At 41.2% G+C, this 18,438-nt stretch carries 15 protein-coding genes and 1 other annotated feature; of the genes, 14 read left to right on the top strand and 1 reads right to left on the bottom strand.

Translation table 11 applies throughout. The annotated features are described in order from the left end of the window. Nucleotides 1-59 precede the first annotated feature (59 nt). The 3 genes from hemL (at nucleotide 60) to ysxE (ending at nucleotide 4,302) form a co-directional block, all read left to right on the top strand. The gene (hemL, locus tag AC0VZ9_RS21690) at nucleotides 60-1,346 is read left to right on the top strand and encodes a glutamate-1-semialdehyde 2,1-aminomutase (RefSeq protein ID WP_009333149.1); all 1,287 of its coding nucleotides are present in this window, start codon (nucleotides 60-62) and stop codon (nucleotides 1,344-1,346) included. A gap of 504 nt (nucleotides 1,347-1,850) precedes the next feature. After that, nucleotides 1,851-3,134 carry a stage VI sporulation protein D gene (spoVID, locus tag AC0VZ9_RS21685; RefSeq protein WP_475396722.1) on the top strand — a complete coding sequence of 428 codons (1,284 nt, stop codon included), beginning with the start codon at nucleotides 1,851-1,853 and terminating at the stop codon, nucleotides 3,132-3,134. A 109-nt stretch (nucleotides 3,135-3,243) separates the two neighbouring features. Further along, nucleotides 3,244-4,302: a spore coat protein YsxE gene (gene ysxE, locus AC0VZ9_RS21680; RefSeq protein ID WP_009333146.1), complete on the top strand. Its 1,059-nt coding sequence runs from the start codon at nucleotides 3,244-3,246 to the stop codon at nucleotides 4,300-4,302. A gap of 13 nt (nucleotides 4,303-4,315) precedes the next feature. Here ysxE and AC0VZ9_RS21675 read toward each other — a convergent pair whose 3' ends face one another. Further along, a complete protein-coding gene (locus AC0VZ9_RS21675; protein WP_019380294.1) occupies nucleotides 4,316-4,507 on the bottom strand; it encodes a hypothetical protein in 192 nt (63 codons plus the stop codon). Nucleotides 4,508-4,746: 239 nt separating this feature from the next. Then, nucleotides 4,747-5,003: a binding site (T-box leader), on the top strand. Nucleotides 5,004-5,058: 55 nt separating this feature from the next. On the opposite strand from AC0VZ9_RS21675, the gene AC0VZ9_RS21670 reads away from it, so the two are divergent. The 11 genes from AC0VZ9_RS21670 to minC all read left to right on the top strand — a co-directional run bounded on the left by AC0VZ9_RS21670 (nucleotide 5,059) and on the right by minC (nucleotide 18,437). Beyond that, the gene (locus AC0VZ9_RS21670; protein WP_475396721.1) at nucleotides 5,059-7,704 is read left to right on the top strand and encodes a valine--tRNA ligase; all 2,646 of its coding nucleotides are present in this window, start codon (nucleotides 5,059-5,061) and stop codon (nucleotides 7,702-7,704) included. Nucleotides 7,705-7,776: 72 nt separating this feature from the next. Next, nucleotides 7,777-9,087: a bifunctional folylpolyglutamate synthase/dihydrofolate synthase gene (locus tag AC0VZ9_RS21665; protein WP_475396720.1), complete on the top strand. Its 1,311-nt coding sequence runs from the start codon at nucleotides 7,777-7,779 to the stop codon at nucleotides 9,085-9,087. A gap of 141 nt (nucleotides 9,088-9,228) precedes the next feature. Next, nucleotides 9,229-10,878: a sensor domain-containing diguanylate cyclase gene (locus tag AC0VZ9_RS21660; protein WP_217025920.1), complete on the top strand. Its 1,650-nt coding sequence runs from the start codon at nucleotides 9,229-9,231 to the stop codon at nucleotides 10,876-10,878. A 281-nt stretch (nucleotides 10,879-11,159) separates the two neighbouring features. Beyond that, a complete protein-coding gene (locus AC0VZ9_RS21655; RefSeq protein WP_026041594.1) occupies nucleotides 11,160-11,912 on the top strand; it encodes a prepilin peptidase in 753 nt (250 codons plus the stop codon). Nucleotides 11,913-12,105: 193 nt separating this feature from the next. After that, nucleotides 12,106-13,185: an SPOR domain-containing protein gene (locus tag AC0VZ9_RS21650; protein ID WP_475396719.1), complete on the top strand. Its 1,080-nt coding sequence runs from the start codon at nucleotides 12,106-12,108 to the stop codon at nucleotides 13,183-13,185. Between the two features lie 232 nt (nucleotides 13,186-13,417). Then, on the top strand, nucleotides 13,418-13,987 hold the full coding sequence (locus tag AC0VZ9_RS21645) for a Maf family protein (protein WP_019380302.1): 570 nt from the start codon (nucleotides 13,418-13,420) through the stop codon (nucleotides 13,985-13,987). Nucleotides 13,988-14,038: 51 nt separating this feature from the next. Further along, entirely contained in the window at nucleotides 14,039-14,728 is a 690-nt protein-coding gene (gene radC, locus AC0VZ9_RS21640; protein WP_009333132.1) for a RadC family protein, read from the top strand. A gap of 160 nt (nucleotides 14,729-14,888) precedes the next feature. Continuing rightward, nucleotides 14,889-15,911 carry a rod shape-determining protein gene (locus tag AC0VZ9_RS21635; RefSeq protein WP_009333129.1) on the top strand — a complete coding sequence of 341 codons (1,023 nt, stop codon included), beginning with the start codon at nucleotides 14,889-14,891 and terminating at the stop codon, nucleotides 15,909-15,911. 178 nt (nucleotides 15,912-16,089) lie between these two features. Further along, complete coding sequence (mreC, locus tag AC0VZ9_RS21630) at nucleotides 16,090-16,974, top strand: rod shape-determining protein MreC (RefSeq protein WP_019380303.1); 885 nt, start codon at nucleotides 16,090-16,092, stop codon at nucleotides 16,972-16,974. Then, nucleotides 16,971-17,486, top strand: a complete 516-nt coding sequence (gene mreD / locus AC0VZ9_RS21625; RefSeq protein WP_019380304.1) for a rod shape-determining protein MreD — start codon at nucleotides 16,971-16,973, stop codon at nucleotides 17,484-17,486. Before mreC ends, mreD begins: the two co-directional genes overlap by 4 nt. A 273-nt stretch (nucleotides 17,487-17,759) precedes the next feature. Continuing rightward, nucleotides 17,760-18,437: a septum site-determining protein MinC gene (gene minC, locus AC0VZ9_RS21620; protein WP_009333124.1), complete on the top strand. Its 678-nt coding sequence runs from the start codon at nucleotides 17,760-17,762 to the stop codon at nucleotides 18,435-18,437. Nucleotide 18,438 lies beyond the last annotated feature (1 nt).

The raw sequence follows: 18,438 nt of genomic DNA, 5'->3' as shown, positions 1-18,438 counted from the left end.
TGATGTCTTAGTAAGTCTTAGTAATTGAAAACTTCTTATTAAACGAAAAGAGGGATGACATGCGCTCTTACGAAAAATCTAACAAGGCTTTTAAAGAGGCAAGCGAATTGATGCCTGGGGGAGTAAACTCTCCTGTACGTGCCTTTAAATCAGTTAATATGGACCCCATTTTTATGGAACGCGGACGAGGCTCTAAAATCTACGATATCGACGGAAATGAATATATCGATTATGTTTTGTCCTGGGGCCCATTAATCCTGGGACATACTAATGAACGTGTGGTCGAGGGTATTAAGAAAGTAGCTGAAATGGGGACAAGCTTTGGCGCTCCTACCGAAATCGAGAACGATCTTGCCAAGCTGGTCATTGAACGTGTGCCTTCCATTGAAGTAGTGCGAATGGTTTCTTCCGGAACAGAAGCTACTATGAGTGCCCTGAGGCTTGCTCGAGGATATACCGGCCGAAATAAAATCATGAAATTTGAAGGCTGTTATCATGGCCACGGCGATTCCCTTTTAATTAAAGCTGGTTCTGGTGTAGCAACTCTGGGGCTGCCTGACAGTCCGGGGGTTCCTGAAGGAGTTGCCAAAAATACAATTACCGTTCCTTACAATGACCTTGAAAGCGTAAGATATGCCTTTGAGCAATTCGGAGACGATATCGCAGGTGTGATTGTGGAACCGGTAGCTGGAAATATGGGTGTCGTTCCTCCTCAGCCAGGTTTCCTTGAAGGCTTAAGAGAAATTACAGAACAAAACGGCTCTCTGCTTATTTTTGATGAAGTAATGACTGGTTTCCGCGTCGGCTATAATTGTGCGCAGGGTTACTTTGGAGTGACACCGGATATTACATGTCTTGGAAAAGTTATTGGCGGTGGGCTCCCAGTCGGTGCATATGGCGGAAAAGCGGAAATTATGAAGCAGATTGCACCAAGCGGTCCAATTTACCAGGCAGGAACACTATCCGGAAACCCTCTTGCCATGACAGCAGGTTACGAGACATTAAGCCAGCTGACTCCACATTCCTACAAAGAATTCGAAAGAAAAGCAGACAGACTGGAAGAAGGGCTTAAAGCAGCTGCAGAAAAATATGATATCCCGCACACCATTAACCGTGCAGGTTCAATGATCGGTATATTCTTTACAAATGAAGATGTTATTAACTATGAAAAAGCCAAAACATCCAATCTGGAGTTCTTTGCAGAATACTACAGGGAAATGGCAAACCAGGGAGTCTTCCTGCCGCCATCCCAATTCGAAGGACTCTTCCTCTCAACTGCACACACTGATGAAGATATTGAAAAGACTATCCAGGCAGCGGAAAAGGCATTTTCAAAATTAAAATAAGCAAGACCTGACACTCATCGATTGATGGGTGTTTTTTTATGCCCTTGGAAATATAGTTATTAGAGCTTTTATCCATCGTTTGGGAGAAACCCCTTTCCTGTGGCTGGATTCAATAGACTGTGAAAATGCAAAATTTTTATTTTGCACGGTGTTGATTGGAGTGGAAGGCGCTAATCCCGCGAAAATGTATCCGCATTTTATTCGTGCGGTGTTGATTCAAGGAAGCTTATTTATTGTCCTTCCGGAGTAGCGTACAGGGAGACCCCACAGACGCATAGCGCCGAGGAGGCTCCCGGCAGCCCCGCAGGAAAGCTTGAGTGCCTGCAGCAGAAATCAACACTCATAGCAAACAGCCGCTAAAAAAGTCTTATCTAAGGAACTTTTTCTAAATTAATCTAAGATTCCCTTAGAGCGCTATTTTTCTAATCATAAAGTATCCTAATCCTTCATAGGATTGTTAATGACATAGTGATTAAACGTAAAGATTCGAAGGGAGGAGTCGCTTTGTCTCAGGGGAATCCATCGTGCTTACGATTTTCTTTAGAAGAATCAGTATGGTTTCAAAAAGGACAGGAAGTATCGGACCTGATTACCATCTCGTTAGACCCCAATATAACAATTCAGGAAAGCGATCAATATGTAACAATCCAGGGAGCACTTGAACTGGCAGGTGAGTATAGACGCAGCGATGAAGAAGCATCCGAGGAAGATCAAGAGGGTTTGGCAGTCACCAAATTCGTTCAGACAGTTGAAGAAAGAGGAGAAGGAGTTTGTGAATTCAAACACTATTTTCCTGTCGATATAACCATTCCGAATAATAGAATCCAAAGCATCTACGATATTGATGTTGCGGTAGAGTCCTTCGATTATGTTCTGCCGGAAAGAAGCTGTATGAAATTGACAGCTAATTTAACCATTACCGGATTATATGGTGATCAGCAGCATATTCCTGTTCAAGAATGGGAGGAAGAAGCGGAAGCTGAAACTGAAACGGAAGAATTAGAGGTTCAGTACAGATCTTCTGAGGTGGCAGAGGAGACAGAGGAAGAAGAAATTATACAGCAGGAATGGCCGTCATATCAGCAAGAAGAACAGGACCTAGAGGAAGAGGAAGAAAGAGAGGAAGAAAGAGAGGAAGAAAGAGAGGAACAGGTATACTCGAGCGCCGAGGAAGATATACGGGAAGAGGACCCGCAGGAAGAGCAGTCAGAAACCGATGAGGTTTTTATTCCATTTGAGGCAGAAGCAAGAAAGCAGCCTGAAGTGGAAGAGCAGGCCGTCATTAGACCTTCAGTGCCGACGGCGCTCGAATTAAAACAAGAGCAGCCAGAAGAAGAAGAACAGACTCCGAAAACTGCACCGGAAATATCTTTTTCTTCTCAGCGCAATGAGGAGGAAGCACCGCCAACCGCACAGGAAATCTATCAAATGACGGAAGCATCCGAATCAGATAGTCCTTCCTTTGAAAAGAAGCCTGTTCAAGCGGCTGCACAGGAAACCCATGAGGAAACAGAGGAATCCTCCTCCTCTTCAGAACAGGAGGCTAAGAAGAAGAAACTCTCCAAGAAGAAAAGCATGTCGTTAACAGAGTTCTTTGCCCGGAAGGAAGAGACAGAGGAACATGTTAAGCTAAAGGTTTGCATTGTGCAGAACGGCGACACAATTGATGCCATTGCTGAAAGGTATGATATACCAGCCCAGCAGCTATTACGGGTGAATCACCTTGAAATCAATCAGGATATTTATGAAGGGCAAGTGCTGTACATTCCTGTTGCGGTAGCCCATTAAATGGTTAAAAGGCTGAGCAGGTATTAATAACCCGCTCAGCTATTTTCGTTTAACCAATATATTTTAGAATAACATCATTTTTTCTCATTCTGGAAAGTGAGTGGTTAAGGTGGAAGAAAAAAATCGGCTGCGGAAAGTCTCCCCTATTTTAAATCATTATTCAATAGAGCCGCATTTTGTAGAGGAGTTTGGGAGAGTTCAGAAGGTATACAGCAGCAAAGGTGTATTTGCCTTGAAGAAAATAAAGCCTCAGCATGGAGCAGATTTTATAAGGCATGTACAAACCCTCTTTCAAAAAGGCTATAACAGAATTGTCCCTATTTACCCGACGGTGGATGGAAGATATGGGGTGCTCCATCAGAATGAATTATATTATTTAATGCCATGGATGCCTAATGAAGAAAAAGAGGATAGATTTGAGAGGCATCAGCAGATGCTGAGGGAATTGGCAAGACTGCATACATTGTCCTCGAGGGAAGTTCCTATAAACAAGGAAGACAGAACCGAACATTATGAAAAAACTTTGCAGGAATGGGAGAAAGAAAAGGAGTTCTTGGAGGGATTTATCGAAGCCTGTGAAAGAAAAGAGTATATGTCTCCTTTTGAGCTAATGTTTTCCCTATATTATCACGACGTCAGCCAGGGACTAAAATTCTCCACAAACAAATTTAAAGATTGGTATGAAAAAACAAAAGAAAGCGACAAAGCACGAACGGTAATCGTCCATGGGAAAGTTTCAACCGAGCATTTTCTTTACGATGATAGGGGATATGGGTACTTCACGAATTTCGAAAATGCAAGACAGGGGTCGCCGCTCCATGATATATTGCCGTTTTTATCAAGGACACTGAAAACTTATCCAAAAAGATCAGAAGAATGTGTAGAGTGGATTTACACCTATATGAAATACTTTCCATTCAGAGACGATGAGATGCTGCTGTTTCAAAGCTACTTTGCTCATCCGGGTCCTATTATCAGGGCGGCCGAACAATATTATAAAGGGGAGAGTAAAAGGGGAGAAAGAAAGGCTGTCCAGCATTTGCAAAGGCAGTATTGGCTCTTGAAAAATATTGAATATGCTGTAATGAGAATCGATGAGATCGAGAGGCAAAAACAAGAAGCAAAAGCAGCTGCCGAAGCTCAAGCACAAGAAGGAGCCCAAAGCTAAAAGATGCGGGCTCCTAAACCAATTGAAGATGGAAAGCAATAGCAATCAGAATGAACAGCGATAGCAGCAGTACATCAAAGGTGGTAGGCAGCAAAATTGTTCTTATGCCTTGAAAAACACAGAACGGGATTATGAACTGTGCACACACATTCCTGAAAGTTCTTAACCAGGGAGGCAGTGTGTAAGGATTATATTTTCTTCTCATTGTCGCATGCCCCTTTCCCGAATGTTCATATGTATATTCTATGATTCATTTTTCGGTAAAGTGCCTATTTTCGTTTCTTTCCTGTATAACAGTATTTTAAAACTCCCCTAAAGAAGTCTTTTTCGGGCAAAATCATCATCACTTCGGTGGAAATAATGAATAATATATAAAAAACTCGGGTATCCTTATTGACTATAACAGTCTTTTTTCGGTAGTATATTTTATATATATAATTGTATATCGATGCTAAGACAGGGAAGAGTACAATGGCGATTTGCCTTTTAGAGAGGAAAACCAGCAGCTGAAAGGTTATCCAGGCAAAACTGTTGGAAGGTCGCCCTAGAGCATCTTTTGCGAAAGGCTTCAGCCAAGTAGTAAAAGACGGGAAATCCGTTATCTGTTTAAGTGTCAATCTCTATAAGAATGTCTTTCCCTGATTTTCTTTAGTGATTGAAAAAAAGGTGGTACCGCGAAGCAAACTCCATTCGTCCTTTTATGGCGAATGGAGTTTTTTATTTTTTTGGATTGCTTTCAGAAAGGAAGAATGACACATGGATAATAATGAATTATCAATGCCGACGAAATATGATCCGCAGGCGATTGAAAAAGGACGGTATGACTGGTGGCTGGAAGGTAAATTCTTTGAAGCAAAAGACGATGAAACAAAGCAGCCATATACAATTGTGATTCCGCCTCCGAATGTAACAGGAAAGCTTCATCTCGGTCATGCATGGGATACAACTCTTCAGGATATCCTTACTCGAATGAAGCGAATGCAGGGATACGATGTTCTATGGCTTCCAGGAATGGACCATGCGGGCATCGCCACTCAGGCAAAGGTTGAAGAAAAGCTTCGCAATGACGGCAAAAGCCGCTATGATTTAGGCCGTGAAAAATTTGTAGAAGAAACATGGAAGTGGAAAGAGGAGTATGCCAGCCATATCCGCCAGCAATGGTCAAAGCTTGGATTGGGCCTTGATTACAGCCGCGAACGTTTTACACTGGATGAAGGCCTTTCAAAAGCTGTAAGAGAAGTTTTCGTTTCACTTTATAATAAAGGATTGATTTATCGCGGCGAGTATATTATTAACTGGGATCCGTCTACAAAAACGGCTCTTTCTGATATCGAAGTTATTTATAAGGATGTTCAGGGTGCCTTCTACCATATGAGATATCCTTTAACGGATGGTTCAGGACATATCGAAATTGCCACTACACGCCCTGAAACGATGCTTGGCGATACAGCTGTAGCAGTACATCCGGAAGATGACCGCTATAAGCATTTAATCGGCAAAACGGTTAAGCTGCCGATCACAGGACGCGAAATTCCGATTGTTGCAGATGATTATGTAGAAATGGATTTCGGATCCGGCGCAGTAAAAATTACGCCGGCTCATGACCCAAATGATTTTGAAATAGGAAACCGCCACAATCTTGAAAGAATTCTTGTAATGAATGAAGACGGCACAATGAACAGCCGAGCCGGTAAATACCAAGGTATGGACCGCTTTGAATGCCGCAAGCAAATCGTGAAGGATCTTCAGGACGGAGGAGTACTTTTCAAAATTGAAGAGCATATGCATTCTGTGGGCCATTCAGAGCGCAGCGGCGCAGTTGTTGAACCTTACCTTTCAACACAATGGTTTGTAAAGATGCAGCCTCTTGCTGATGAAGCCATCGCTCTTCAAACTAAAGAGGAAAAAGTAAACTTTGTTCCAGAGCGATTTGAAAAAACGTATTTGCGCTGGATGGAAAATATTCGTGACTGGTGTATTTCACGCCAGCTTTGGTGGGGGCATCGGATCCCGGCCTGGTACCACAAAGATACAGGTGAGGTTTTCGTAGGGCACGAAGCACCAGAAGATATTGAAAACTGGGAACAGGACAAAGATGTTTTGGATACCTGGTTCAGTTCAGCTCTATGGCCATTTTCAACAATGGGCTGGCCGGATACAGACTCAAGAGATTTCAAGAGATACTATCCGACTGCTGCTTTGGTGACTGGCTATGACATCATTTTCTTCTGGGTATCACGAATGATCTTCCAAGGTCTCGAATTTACAGGGGAGCGTCCATTCCAGGATGTATTAATTCATGGTCTTGTTCGTGACTCACAGGGACGCAAGATGAGTAAGTCCCTTGGAAATGGCGTTGATCCAATGGATGTAATTGATCAGTATGGTGCTGATTCACTCCGCTATTTCCTTTCTACAGGAAGTTCGCCGGGACAGGATCTGCGCTTCAGTATGGAAAAGGTTGAGGCAACATGGAACTTTGCCAATAAAATCTGGAATGCATCCCGATTTGCATTAATGAACATGGATGGATTAACATATGAAGAAATTGATTTAAGCGGTGAAAAGTCTGTTGCTGATAAATGGATATTAACCCGTTTGAATGAAACTATTGAGACGGTTACAAGATTATCTGACCGCTATGAGTTTGGCGAGGTTGGCCGAGTGCTGTATAACTTCATTTGGGATGACTTCTGTGATTGGTATATCGAAATGGCAAAGCTTCCGCTGTACGGAGAAGATGAAGCTGCCAAGAAAACCACCCGTTCCATCCTGGCATATGTTCTGGACAATACAATGCGTCTGCTGCATCCATTTATGCCATTTATCACGGAAGAAATTTGGCAGAACCTTCCTCATTCAGGTGAATCCATTACGGCTGCACAATGGCCGGCAGTTAACAATGAATACACTGATAACCAGGCTGCAAATGAAATGAAGCTGCTTGTAGAAATTATTCGCTCTGTCCGCAACAGCCGTGCTGAAGTAAACACGCCGATGAGCAAGAAGATTAAAATGATGGTAAAAGCTAAGGATGAGGAAATTCTGGGCACACTGGAAAATAACCGTGCCTATATTGAACGATTCTGTAACCCAGAAGAACTAGTGCTGGCTCTGAATGTTGAGACGCCTGATAAGGCGATGACAGCAGTTGTGACTGGTGCAGAAATCATCCTTCCGCTTGAAGGCCTGATTAACATTGAAGAAGAAGTTGCCCGCCTTCAGAAAGAGTGGGATAAATTAAATAAAGAAGTTGAAAGAGTCCAGAAGAAACTTTCAAACGAAGGCTTTATTAAAAAAGCGCCTGAAAAGGTAATTGAAGAAGAGAAAGCAAAAGAACAAGACTACAGCGAGAAGAGAGCTGCTGTAGAAGCTCGCATTAAAGAGCTAAAAGGAGAATAATTAATAGTTGCGGAAGGCGGGTCCATATGAAGGATTCGTCTTCCTTCCTGTATAACGGAGGTGCATTTATATATGTTTTCTACTTATGAGGAAGCACTGGAATGGATTCATTCAAGGCTAAGACTTGGGATGAAGCCGGGACTGCAAAGGATGGAATGGATGATGGAAAAACTCGGGCATCCCGAAAGAAGAATTAAGTCCATCCATATTGGCGGAACGAATGGTAAAGGCTCAACTGTAACGTTTCTAAGATCCATTCTTCAGGAGGCGGATTATTCTGTCGGAACTTTTACATCGCCATATTTTGAGAAATTTAATGAACGGATTTCTCTGAACGGAATTCCAATTAACGATGAAGATCTTGTTCGGCTTGCTAATGATATATATCCGCTTGCGATTGAATTGGAACAGACGGAACTCGGCGGTCCAACCGAGTTTGAAATCATTACCGCCATGGCTTTCCAATATTTTGGCCATGTACAGCCGGTGGATCTCGTTTTGTTTGAAGTGGGCCTTGGCGGAAGGTATGACTCTACGAACATCATCTATCCTATATTATCAATCATTACAAGCATCGGACTCGACCATACAGCTATCCTTGGGAATACATACGAGGAAATCGCTTTTGAAAAAGCGGGAATCATTAAACCTGGAGTCAGTGTGATTACAGCTGTTAAACAAGAAGAAGCGCTCGCTGTTATTCAAGATAAAGCTTTAAGCATGAAGTCACCAGTTTATCAGCTGGGGAATGAGTTTGCTATTTCTGATCATAAATCCCTGGACCTGGGAGAATTCTTCTCCCTTAAGACAGTCTTTCAGAACTTCCCTGATCTTGAGACAGGAATGAGCGGAAAACACCAGACTGAAAATGCTTCCCTTGCTGTAATGGCAGCAGAGCTATTGAATAAATTTTATTCTTTCCTTATAGAGGTAAATCATATTAGAGCGGGATTGAAAAAAGCTTTCTGGCCCGGGCGATTTGAAATTCTATCTGAAGACCCGCTGGTGGTAATAGATGGAGCGCATAATGAAGAAGGGATAGCTGCCTTAACTGCTGAGCTGAACAACCGTTTTGAGGATAAAAGCAAAAATATTGTATTCGCTGCACTTGCTGATAAAAAGCTTGATAAAATGATCGGTAAGCTTGATTCTGCTGCAGATCGCATCACCTTTACCGAATTTGAGTTTCCGAGAGCAGCAGCAGCAGAAGATTTATATAATCTCAGTAAAAACAGCAGGAGACAGTTTCATAAGGACTGGAAGGAGCTATTGGAGGCTGAACTGCGTGAAGCAGGAAAAAACAGCGTGCTGGTTATTACCGGATCACTTTACTTCCTCTCAGAAGTGAAGCCTATTCTTTTGAAAAAAGTAAATGAAATATGACAAAAGTTAGAAAATTTGATAAAATGTTCGTGTTATCCGACTATTTTCCTGAATAAATTGGAGGAGGGGAAAAAGATCGTTAGTCCACAAGTCAAAAAAATAATATGGTTATTATGGATATTAATATTTCCTGCAGGTTCCATGCTAACCTATCATTTTTACCCTCCAGATTTTTCAGGACAGGGAATCAGTTTGTTTGCCTTTTTCATATTGATGTTTTTCGTTTCTTCCATGCCGCTGGTAATCAATAATACACCAATCTTTTTAATTCAATGGGTTACGATGGCAGTGTTTTTAACCTTTGGGCTCTTTGCTGAAATGATAATGGTACAATTGGGGATCCTGGTACTTCTATTAAGGCTGAAAATACAAAAGGATCAGCTGTTTCGTCTGCCGCTTAACTCACTTTTGTTCTTTACATTATCTTTATTGAGCGGGCTGGCTTACTTTGCAATGGGTGGCAAAATAGGCGTAGATCTAATAGAAAATCCCCAATATTTCTGGATTGCTGCAGCATACCCGGTAATCCATTTTACTTTAAATCAGGTATTAATCAGTGTAATTCAGGCTGCATTGTATGGCAGGAAAATATCCTTTCTGGAAAAAGACCTTATATGGGAAACTGTTACCTCTCTCATAACATTCCCGATTGGCCTTATCCTTTACATTTTATATTCTGAAGTGGGAATTCTTGCACTGCTGTTTGTAGGGGTCCCATTTGTAAGTCTTTCTATCATTCTTCATCTTTATTACTCAAGTGAAAAGGTTATTGAATACCTTCAAAAAGCCGCAGATATAGGGCATCAAATGGCAGAGCGCCTTGATGTGAATGAGGTTATGGAGCTTTTTATTTTGAAATTGAGCGAAATGTTGCCTGTTGACTATGCCTATATTCTTGATATTAAGGATAACGATGAACTTCACTCCATTTACCGAATTGAGCATGGACAAATAAAGCCGAATGACCTTAAGCCTACCAAAAAAAGTGAGGGAATCAGCGGATTGGTTTTGGGTACCCGAAAATCTGCCCTTTTCCATTCGCGGAAGAAATGGAAAAGCATTGCTAAGGAATTCTTGCCTGAAGATGCCGAAAGCCTTATTTGTGTTCCAATAGTCAGGAGCAATGAAGTATTGGGGATACTGCTGCTTTCTTCAGCAAAAAAGAGGTCCTATGAAAAGTCACAGCTCATGATTGTCGATATTTTATGTTCGCACTTTGCAATAGCAATAGAGAATGCAAAGCACTATGAGGAAACAAAAGCCAAAAGCGAGCGCTGCGCGTTAACGAAACTATTCAATTATAGATATATGGAAGCTAAATTAAATGAAGAATTCAGCAGATTGCAAAATGGTGAAAGAGAATTCCTTTCACTCATCATCCTTGACATCGATCATTTTAAAAAAGTGAACGATACTTATGGGCACCAAAGCGGAAATGAAATTCTCTGCGAACTGGCAGGCAGGCTGGCAAATTTAATAGATGAAGCAGGAATTGCTGCCAGATATGGCGGAGAAGAATTTGTTGTCTTAATGCCGGATACAAGCAAAGAAGATACGCTTGCCTGGGCAGAGCTTATCAGGCAGACCATAGCTAACCGTCCATTCATACTCAAACAGAACATCGATGGAAGCAGCAGCAGCACAAAAGTTTATATAACTGCCTCCATTGGGGTAGCTGCTGCACCTGAAGATGCTGATGATTCACTGGCCCTTATACGCCATGCTGACAGGGCATTATATGTTGGAGCGAAGCGGGCAGGGAGAAATAGGGTTGCGGAATATGTGAAGTAAAAATCCTTTTGTTTGTCAAAAGGATTTTTTTGTGAAAATAAACCTTTTTACCTATTAATATATTGGTCCTATAGTGTATTGGTGTAATGTTAGTGATATACATCATTGAAGTTCATAAAGAATACACATATACTGTCCAAGTATATTTATATTTTTTTGGTTTTACAAATTTTGGAGGAGGAAACAAGCTGCGGGCATATCACAATATTGAGGACCTCTATATAAAATAGGACACTGAGGAAATCCAGCTTTCTTGTGCCTGCGCCGGCGCGTTGATATTTATGCTAAATCTCTTAATAATATTATTTTTATTCGGTACCATATTAGGTTCTTTCTACAATGTAGTTGGCCTAAGGGTTCCTGAAAATCAATCAATAGTAAAGCCGAGATCTCATTGTAAACACTGTAAGCATACTTTATCATATTTGGAGCTTATCCCAATTCTGTCTTATGTATTTCTAGGTGGAAAATGCAGGCGCTGTAAGGTGTCAATTTCAGCCTTATATCCGGCTGCAGAGCTTTCGACAGGTACTTTGTTTGCTGCTGCTCCATTAATTTTAGGGTGGACTTCCGAGGTGATTGTTGCCTGGACACTAGTTTCTCTTATGGTCATTATATTTGTATCTGACTATAAATATATGATCATTCCAAATAAAGTTCTCTTAGTTTTTGGTGTGATCCTAACAGCAGAACGTATTCTTATTCCTCTTTCTCCTTGGTGGGACAGTTTAGCAGGTGGGATACTTGGTTTTTTACTCCTTTTATTTATAGCTGTAATCAGTAAAGGCGGCATGGGTGGAGGAGATATAAAACTATACTCAGTTATTGGTATTGCTTTAGGTGTGAAGCTTGTGTTGCTTTCGTTTTTTCTAGCCACTTTGTTTGGAGCATTTCTAGGTGGCATAGGCATGCTTATAGGAGTTGTGAAAAAGGGAAAACCAATTCCATTCGGTCCTTTTATTGGTTTGGGAACAATAATTGCTTACTTTTATGGCAATGAATTGATAAAATGGTACTTTCACGCAGTCCTGTGAGTATAAAATCTGTAATTTTTCTATTCTGATGGCAATGTAGGAATACCTATAAATAAATTAGATCTAACTGAAAATCAAAATGAAAAATTTGACGAAATCCTTCCGTAACAAGACGACAAAAGTCTTGTTATTTTTTTTTTTCTTATGTTAGGATGAAAACAATTCAGGAAACGGCACGGAAGGAGGATGAGATATGGACAAGCCTAAAAGCGAGAAAACGATCACGATTAAGATAAATGGCAAGGACCGTCCGTTTCAGGAGAAAAAGGAAGAAATGCAGGAAAAAGCATGGGATCCGAGACAGCTGGATAGACAGAAAAAACAGGAACAAACTGAATTTTTCGCATCCATACAAACAGCGGCAGGCAAAGAGGCGGATGACAGCTTTGACTGGATTCTGCCTGAGGAAACAGAAGATGCGGATATAAAGGAATATAAAATAGCAGTCCCTCCTAAATCACCAGCTAAAAATGGTTTGAGTACACTGGCTAAGAAATTCCAGGGAAGAAATAAGCAAGGATTCTTAACATCCATTTTTCTGGCTGTCTTTTTTGCTGTTCTGCTTGGGACTGGCTTCGGATTCATCATGCTGAAGCTGGTATTTACCGATCAGGCAGCCGAAACTGTGGCGCCTCCAATTAAAGAAACTCCGGCAGCATCAAATCAGCAGTCTCCCGCTGCAGCCGCAGAATTAGAAACATTAACAGCATACGTAGTTCAAGGCGGCGTATGGTCAAACAGTGAGGCAGCACAGCAAGTCCAGGAAGCGAACTCGCAAAAAGGAGTCTATAGCCAATCATTAAAAATGGGAGAGCAGACTTTTCTTTTTTTAGGGGTATCCGGGAGTCTTGATCAGGCGAAGGAAATAGGTGCCGATCTAAAAAGCAAAGGAATTGATGTATTTGCAAAAGAAGTTGCCTTTGAAGGTAAAGTAATTGAAGGGCTGAATGCTGAAGAGAAAAAGCTGGCTGACATTGCACTTGCTTTATATCAAAGCCTCTCAGAAGGCGCTGCCAGTGCCTCTCTCGGCAGCTCCATAGCGCCAGAGACGGCTCAGGAAATAAAAAATCATAGCAAGGCAGTGAATGAACTGCAGGCAGATCAAATTCAAAATAAAAGCCTGACATCTATAAAAGAGGAACTTTTGGATGCCTCGAAGCAAATAGAAACTTACCAGCAGGCAGGGGATTCTGCATCAGCCGGTAAAATTCAGGAGCACCTGCTGGCATTTCTTGCCGCTTATCAGTCTCTGCTCCAGTCAGACGGGCAGTAAGGACACGGCATATTGTGCCATAATTTTATCCGATTCGAATATTTTCTGGGAAATATCACATATTAAATGGAGTCTGTTCGGGAAATTTAGACAGACTCTTTCTTTTTGCCACATTTCGATAATTTATGATAAAAATATCTACAAATTACCTCTTAAAAATTGTTTGTCTGGCAATTTTTTGATACGATTAATCTGTATCTCCCAATATGATACATAAAGGTAAGGTGATTACATGCAAAACCTCATTTTAGCCTCTTCTTCCCCGCGGCGAAAAGAACTTCTTGAAAATCTTCATTTGCAATTTGAAGTCTCCAGCAGTGATGTCGATGAAAGTTTTGATCCAGTGCTGAAACCAGGAGAGATCGTGAAGGAGCTTGCCCATAGAAAGGCACAGGCTGTATTTAATAAACACCCTGATTCATATGTAATTGGCTCAGATACAGTTGTAGTTAAAGACGGCAATGTTTTAGGAAAGCCAGGCAGCAGCAAGGAAGCCTTCACTATGCTCAAAAGTCTGTCTGGAACCACCCATTCTGTTTACACAGGTGTATCCATCGTGACGCCTGAAAATGTAATTACATTTTATGAAAAAACCGATGTGGTGTTCTGGGAGTTAACAGATGAAGAAATTGACTCTTATATCGGCACCGGTGAACCATTTGACAAGGCAGGTGCATATGGGATACAAGGCATTGGCAGCATGCTTGTAAAAAGCATAAATGGAGATTATTTCTCTGTTGTCGGCCTTCCTGTCTCCAGAACGGTTCGTGAACTAAGGAAAGCAGGATATTCGCTTCCTTAATATACTTTTTTTCATCCTCAGCTCCTGGCCCCAGAGTTTAGGGAGGAAAATATGCAAACGGATACTCTATTGATTAAAGATTTCCCTCAGGATGAACGCCCTCGTGAGCGCTTTGTCCTAAATGGTCCGCAAAGCTTATCCAATCACGAACTGATAGCGATATTACTCAGAACAGGCACGAAAGATGAATCTGTCCTCCAATTAGCGAACAGGCTTATTACCCATTTTGAAGGACTCCGGCTATTAAAGGATGCATCCCTGGATGAAATAACGGCCATTAAAGGAATAGGATCGGCAAAGGCAATACAGCTGCTGGCAGCAGTTGAAATTGGCCGGAGGATTTCAACTCTCACATATGACGACAGATATACTATCCGTTCTCCTGAGGATGGAGCAAATTATGTCATGCATGATATGCGATTCCTGTCTCAGGAACATTTTGTATGCCTTTATTTAAATACAAAAAATCAGGTGCTTCATAAGAAGACCATCTTTATTGGAAGCCTGAATGCTTCAATTGTTCATCCGAGAGAGGTTTTTAAAGAGGCCTTTCGCAGATCGGCTGCGTCGATTATCTGCATTCATAATCATCCGAGCGGTGATCCGACTCCAAGCCGGGAAGATATTGAAGTAACCAAGAGACTTGCAGAGTCCGGGAAAATAATCGGCATTGAAGTGCTGGACCATCTTATCATCGGTGAAAATAAATTTGTCAGTTTAAAGGAAAAAGGGTATTTATAACACTATGTTTTTATTTGACGTTACGCTATAATATTGGTTATGATTTTTGAGATGCCTCGCATTTTGGAGGCTCATTGTACTAGAAAAATTAAAGAAAATTCCATTAAAATACCTTACTTAGGAAAATGAGCAATTTGTATCAGAAAGGGAGATACCATTTATGTTTGGAATCGGTACTAGAGACCTTGGAATAGATTTAGGAACAGCTAATACACTTGTCTATGTTAAAGGAAAAGGAATTGTTGTTAGAGAGCCGTCAGTAGTAGCACTGCAGACAGATACTAAAAATATTGTAGCTGTCGGCAATGATGCAAAAAATATGATCGGCCGTACACCTGGCAATATTGTTGCGCTCCGTCCAATGAAGGATGGCGTTATTGCGGATTATGAAACAACCGCTGTCATGATGAAATATTATATTAAACAAGCCAATAAAAATAAGGGCTTCTTTGCAGGCAAGCCATATGTAATGGTTTGTGTACCATCCGGCATTACAGCTGTTGAAGAACGTGCTGTTGTCGATGCAACCCGCCAGGCAGGGGCACGCGATGCTTATACCATCGAAGAGCCGTTTGCCGCTGCAATCGGGGCTAATCTTCCTGTTTGGGAACCGACAGGAAGCATGGTGGTTGATATCGGGGGAGGAACTACCGAAGTTGCCATCATCTCCTTGGGCGGAATTGTTACGAGCCAATCCATCCGCATTGCCGGTGATGAAATGGATGACGCGATCATCAATTATATCCGCAAAACTTACAACTTAATGATTGGTGACCGTACAGCAGAAACCGTTAAAGTAGAGGTTGGCTCTGCAGGAGATCCTGAAGGTGTTGAAAACATGGAAATCCGCGGACGTGACCTGCTGACAGGCCTGCCAAAAACAATTGAAATTACTGCTGAAGAAATTTCAAAAGCATTGAATGATACTGTATATGCGATTGTGGATGCAGTAAAAAATACTCTTGAAAAAACTCCTCCTGAACTGGCAGCAGATATTATGGACCGAGGTATTGTCCTGACTGGAGGGGGGGCGCTTCTTCGCAACCTCGACAAGGTGATCAGCGAAGAAACAAAAATGCCTGTCCTTATTGCAGAAAACCCATTGGACTGTGTCGCAATTGGTACTGGAAAAGCTCTTGACCATATCGATTTATTCAAAACAAAAGCAAAAGAATCCAGATAAATTGAAGCCTGAATAAGAAAATGATAAAGCCCATTCACTTCTTAAAAAGTGCATGGGCTCAAATTTGGTTTTTTTCTTGAACCATAAATGATAATTTTGCAGATATATGTTATATTTTGTTGAGCAGTGCCTGAATGGCGCAATCCTTTCTGAAAAAATACTAATCGAGGTGTAACGGATGCCACAGTTCTTTTTGAACAAACGCCTGATTATTTTGCTTGTCAGCATTATTATTCTCGTGGCATTGATTGGATTTTCTTTAAAAGATAGAGAAAATTTGACCTGGCCTGAACAATTTTTAAAAGATACTACCGGGTTTATACAAAATGCTGTTTCCAGCCCAGTGAATTATGTGGCAGGATTCTTTGAAAATGTCGAAGACTTGCAAAATACATACAAAGAAAATAAAGAGCTAAAGACAAGGCTGGATGAGCTTGCACGCCTTGAGTCTGAGGTTCAGCGACTGAAAAAGGATAATACAGAACTTCGTGAGATTCTGGATAAGAAAGACTCTTTAAGTGAATTTGAGCCAAAGCAGGCAACTGTTATAGGAAGAAATCCCGACAGATGGCATGAATTGCTTATCATTAATAAGGGAAAAAATGCTGGCATTGAACCGAACATGGCTGTTATTACGTCTAAAGGCCTGATCGGCAAAGTGAAAAGCAGCAATACCTTTACTTCAACAGTTCAGCTTCTTAGTTCAATGGACCCGACAAATCGCATCTCTGCAAAAATTCAGGCGGGCGATAATAACTTTTTCGGTCTGATAGAAGGCTATGATAAAGAAAAAGGTCTTCTTTTGCTTAAGCGAATTCCTTATGATGCAAAGGTAAAAAAGGATCAAAACGTTATTACTTCAGGTCTGGGCGGTGTTTTTCCTGAGAGCCTTCCGATTGGGAAGGTTGTAGATGTTGTTCCTGATGAATTTGGTCTCACTCAAACCGCCTATGTTAAGCCGGGGGCAGATTTCTACGATATTGGACATGTAATGGTCGTCAAAAGAGGTGCTTTACAGCCTGAGCTAATGGAAATGGTTGATGAGAAGGAGGAGGAACTGTGAGAAGATTCCTTCTTCCTCTCATACTCCTGGCCTTATTTATCGGTGAAAGCATATTTGTTCAAATAACTCCGCATGATTTGTTAGGCAGCGGAAAAATAGCTGTTCCCCGTTTCCTGCTGGCCGGATTGCTTTTTTTGACCATCTTTGGCTCAAAAAAACACGGAATTCTTTACGGCTTATTATTCGGCTTGCTTTTTGATATTGTATATGTTGAAATTATCGGCATTTACCTGTTTCTATTTCCAGTCATTGCTTTTATTACAACTAAACTGATGAAAATTCTTCAGACAAATATGGCTATGGCTTCCATCATTGTGCTTTTAGGCATCACTCTCCTTGAGGCCGGTGTCTACCAGATGAACTTATTAATTCACCATACTGATATGGTTTTTGCAGCTTTTCTATCGTCACGCCTCGTGCCAACTCTGATTTTAAATGCCATTTTCATTATTTTAGCTGTTTATCCATTTAAAAGACTTTCTGAAAAATTTTCAGATAGCTTAAACGACTAATTGTTTGAAGTGATATAATTTCACAGTTCATTTAAAAGAAACCGGATTAATCCGGTTTCTTTTAAATGAATAATTTTTAGTAAAAAAGGAATTTAGAAGGTTTCTGTCGAATTCTACCTTTATGGGCAAATTGGATAGGGATAATTGACATAATTTATTTTTAAAAGAATGGCCCTGCGAGGCTGATTGAAAATATAGCAGTTCATGGACTGCTTTAAAATAGAGTGCCACCAGCACTTATGTGTTTCTTATCATTGAGGTGAACATCTTGAAATGAAAAAAAACCAAAACGTTACAATAAAAGGGACGAAAGATGGTCTGACACTGCATCTCGATGATTCCTGTTCATATGGAGAGCTGAAGAAAGAACTTGATAGAAAGCTTTCAGAAAACTCGAGATCGGTTGAAGACCGGCTTCTTTCAGTGAGGGTACAAGTCGGCAATCGTTATCTCACAGAAGAGCAGCAGGAAGAATTGAAGGAGTTAATAAGGCAAAAGAAGAACCTGATCGTTGAGTCTATAAGCTCGAATGTCATTACCAAAGAAGAAGCTGAAAAACAGAAGGAAGAAAATGAAATTGTATCTGTTGCGAAGGTGATTCGTTCCGGGCAGGTTCTCGAAGTGGCGGGAGATCTGCTTCTTATCGGAGATGTAAACCCCGGAGGCACTGTCATGGCAGGTGGAAACATCTTTATAATGGGGGCGCTAAAAGGCATAGCCCATGCCGGATGCCATGGGAATAAGGAAGCTGTGATCGTTGCTTCGCTTATGAAACCATCCCAATTAAGGATCAGCAATTGTATTAACCGGGCTCCAGACAAGGATCAGGATGACGAAAAAAGAGAAATGGAATGTGCTTACATAGATGAAAATGATCAAATAACTGTAGATAGATTACAAGTATTAATGCATCTGAGACCTAATATAACTAGATTGCAAGGGGGAAGCTAGG

This window comes from Cytobacillus sp. QJM3NY_8 (assembly GCF_056173585.1).
This window is presented reverse-complemented; position numbering and strand designations above follow the sequence as displayed.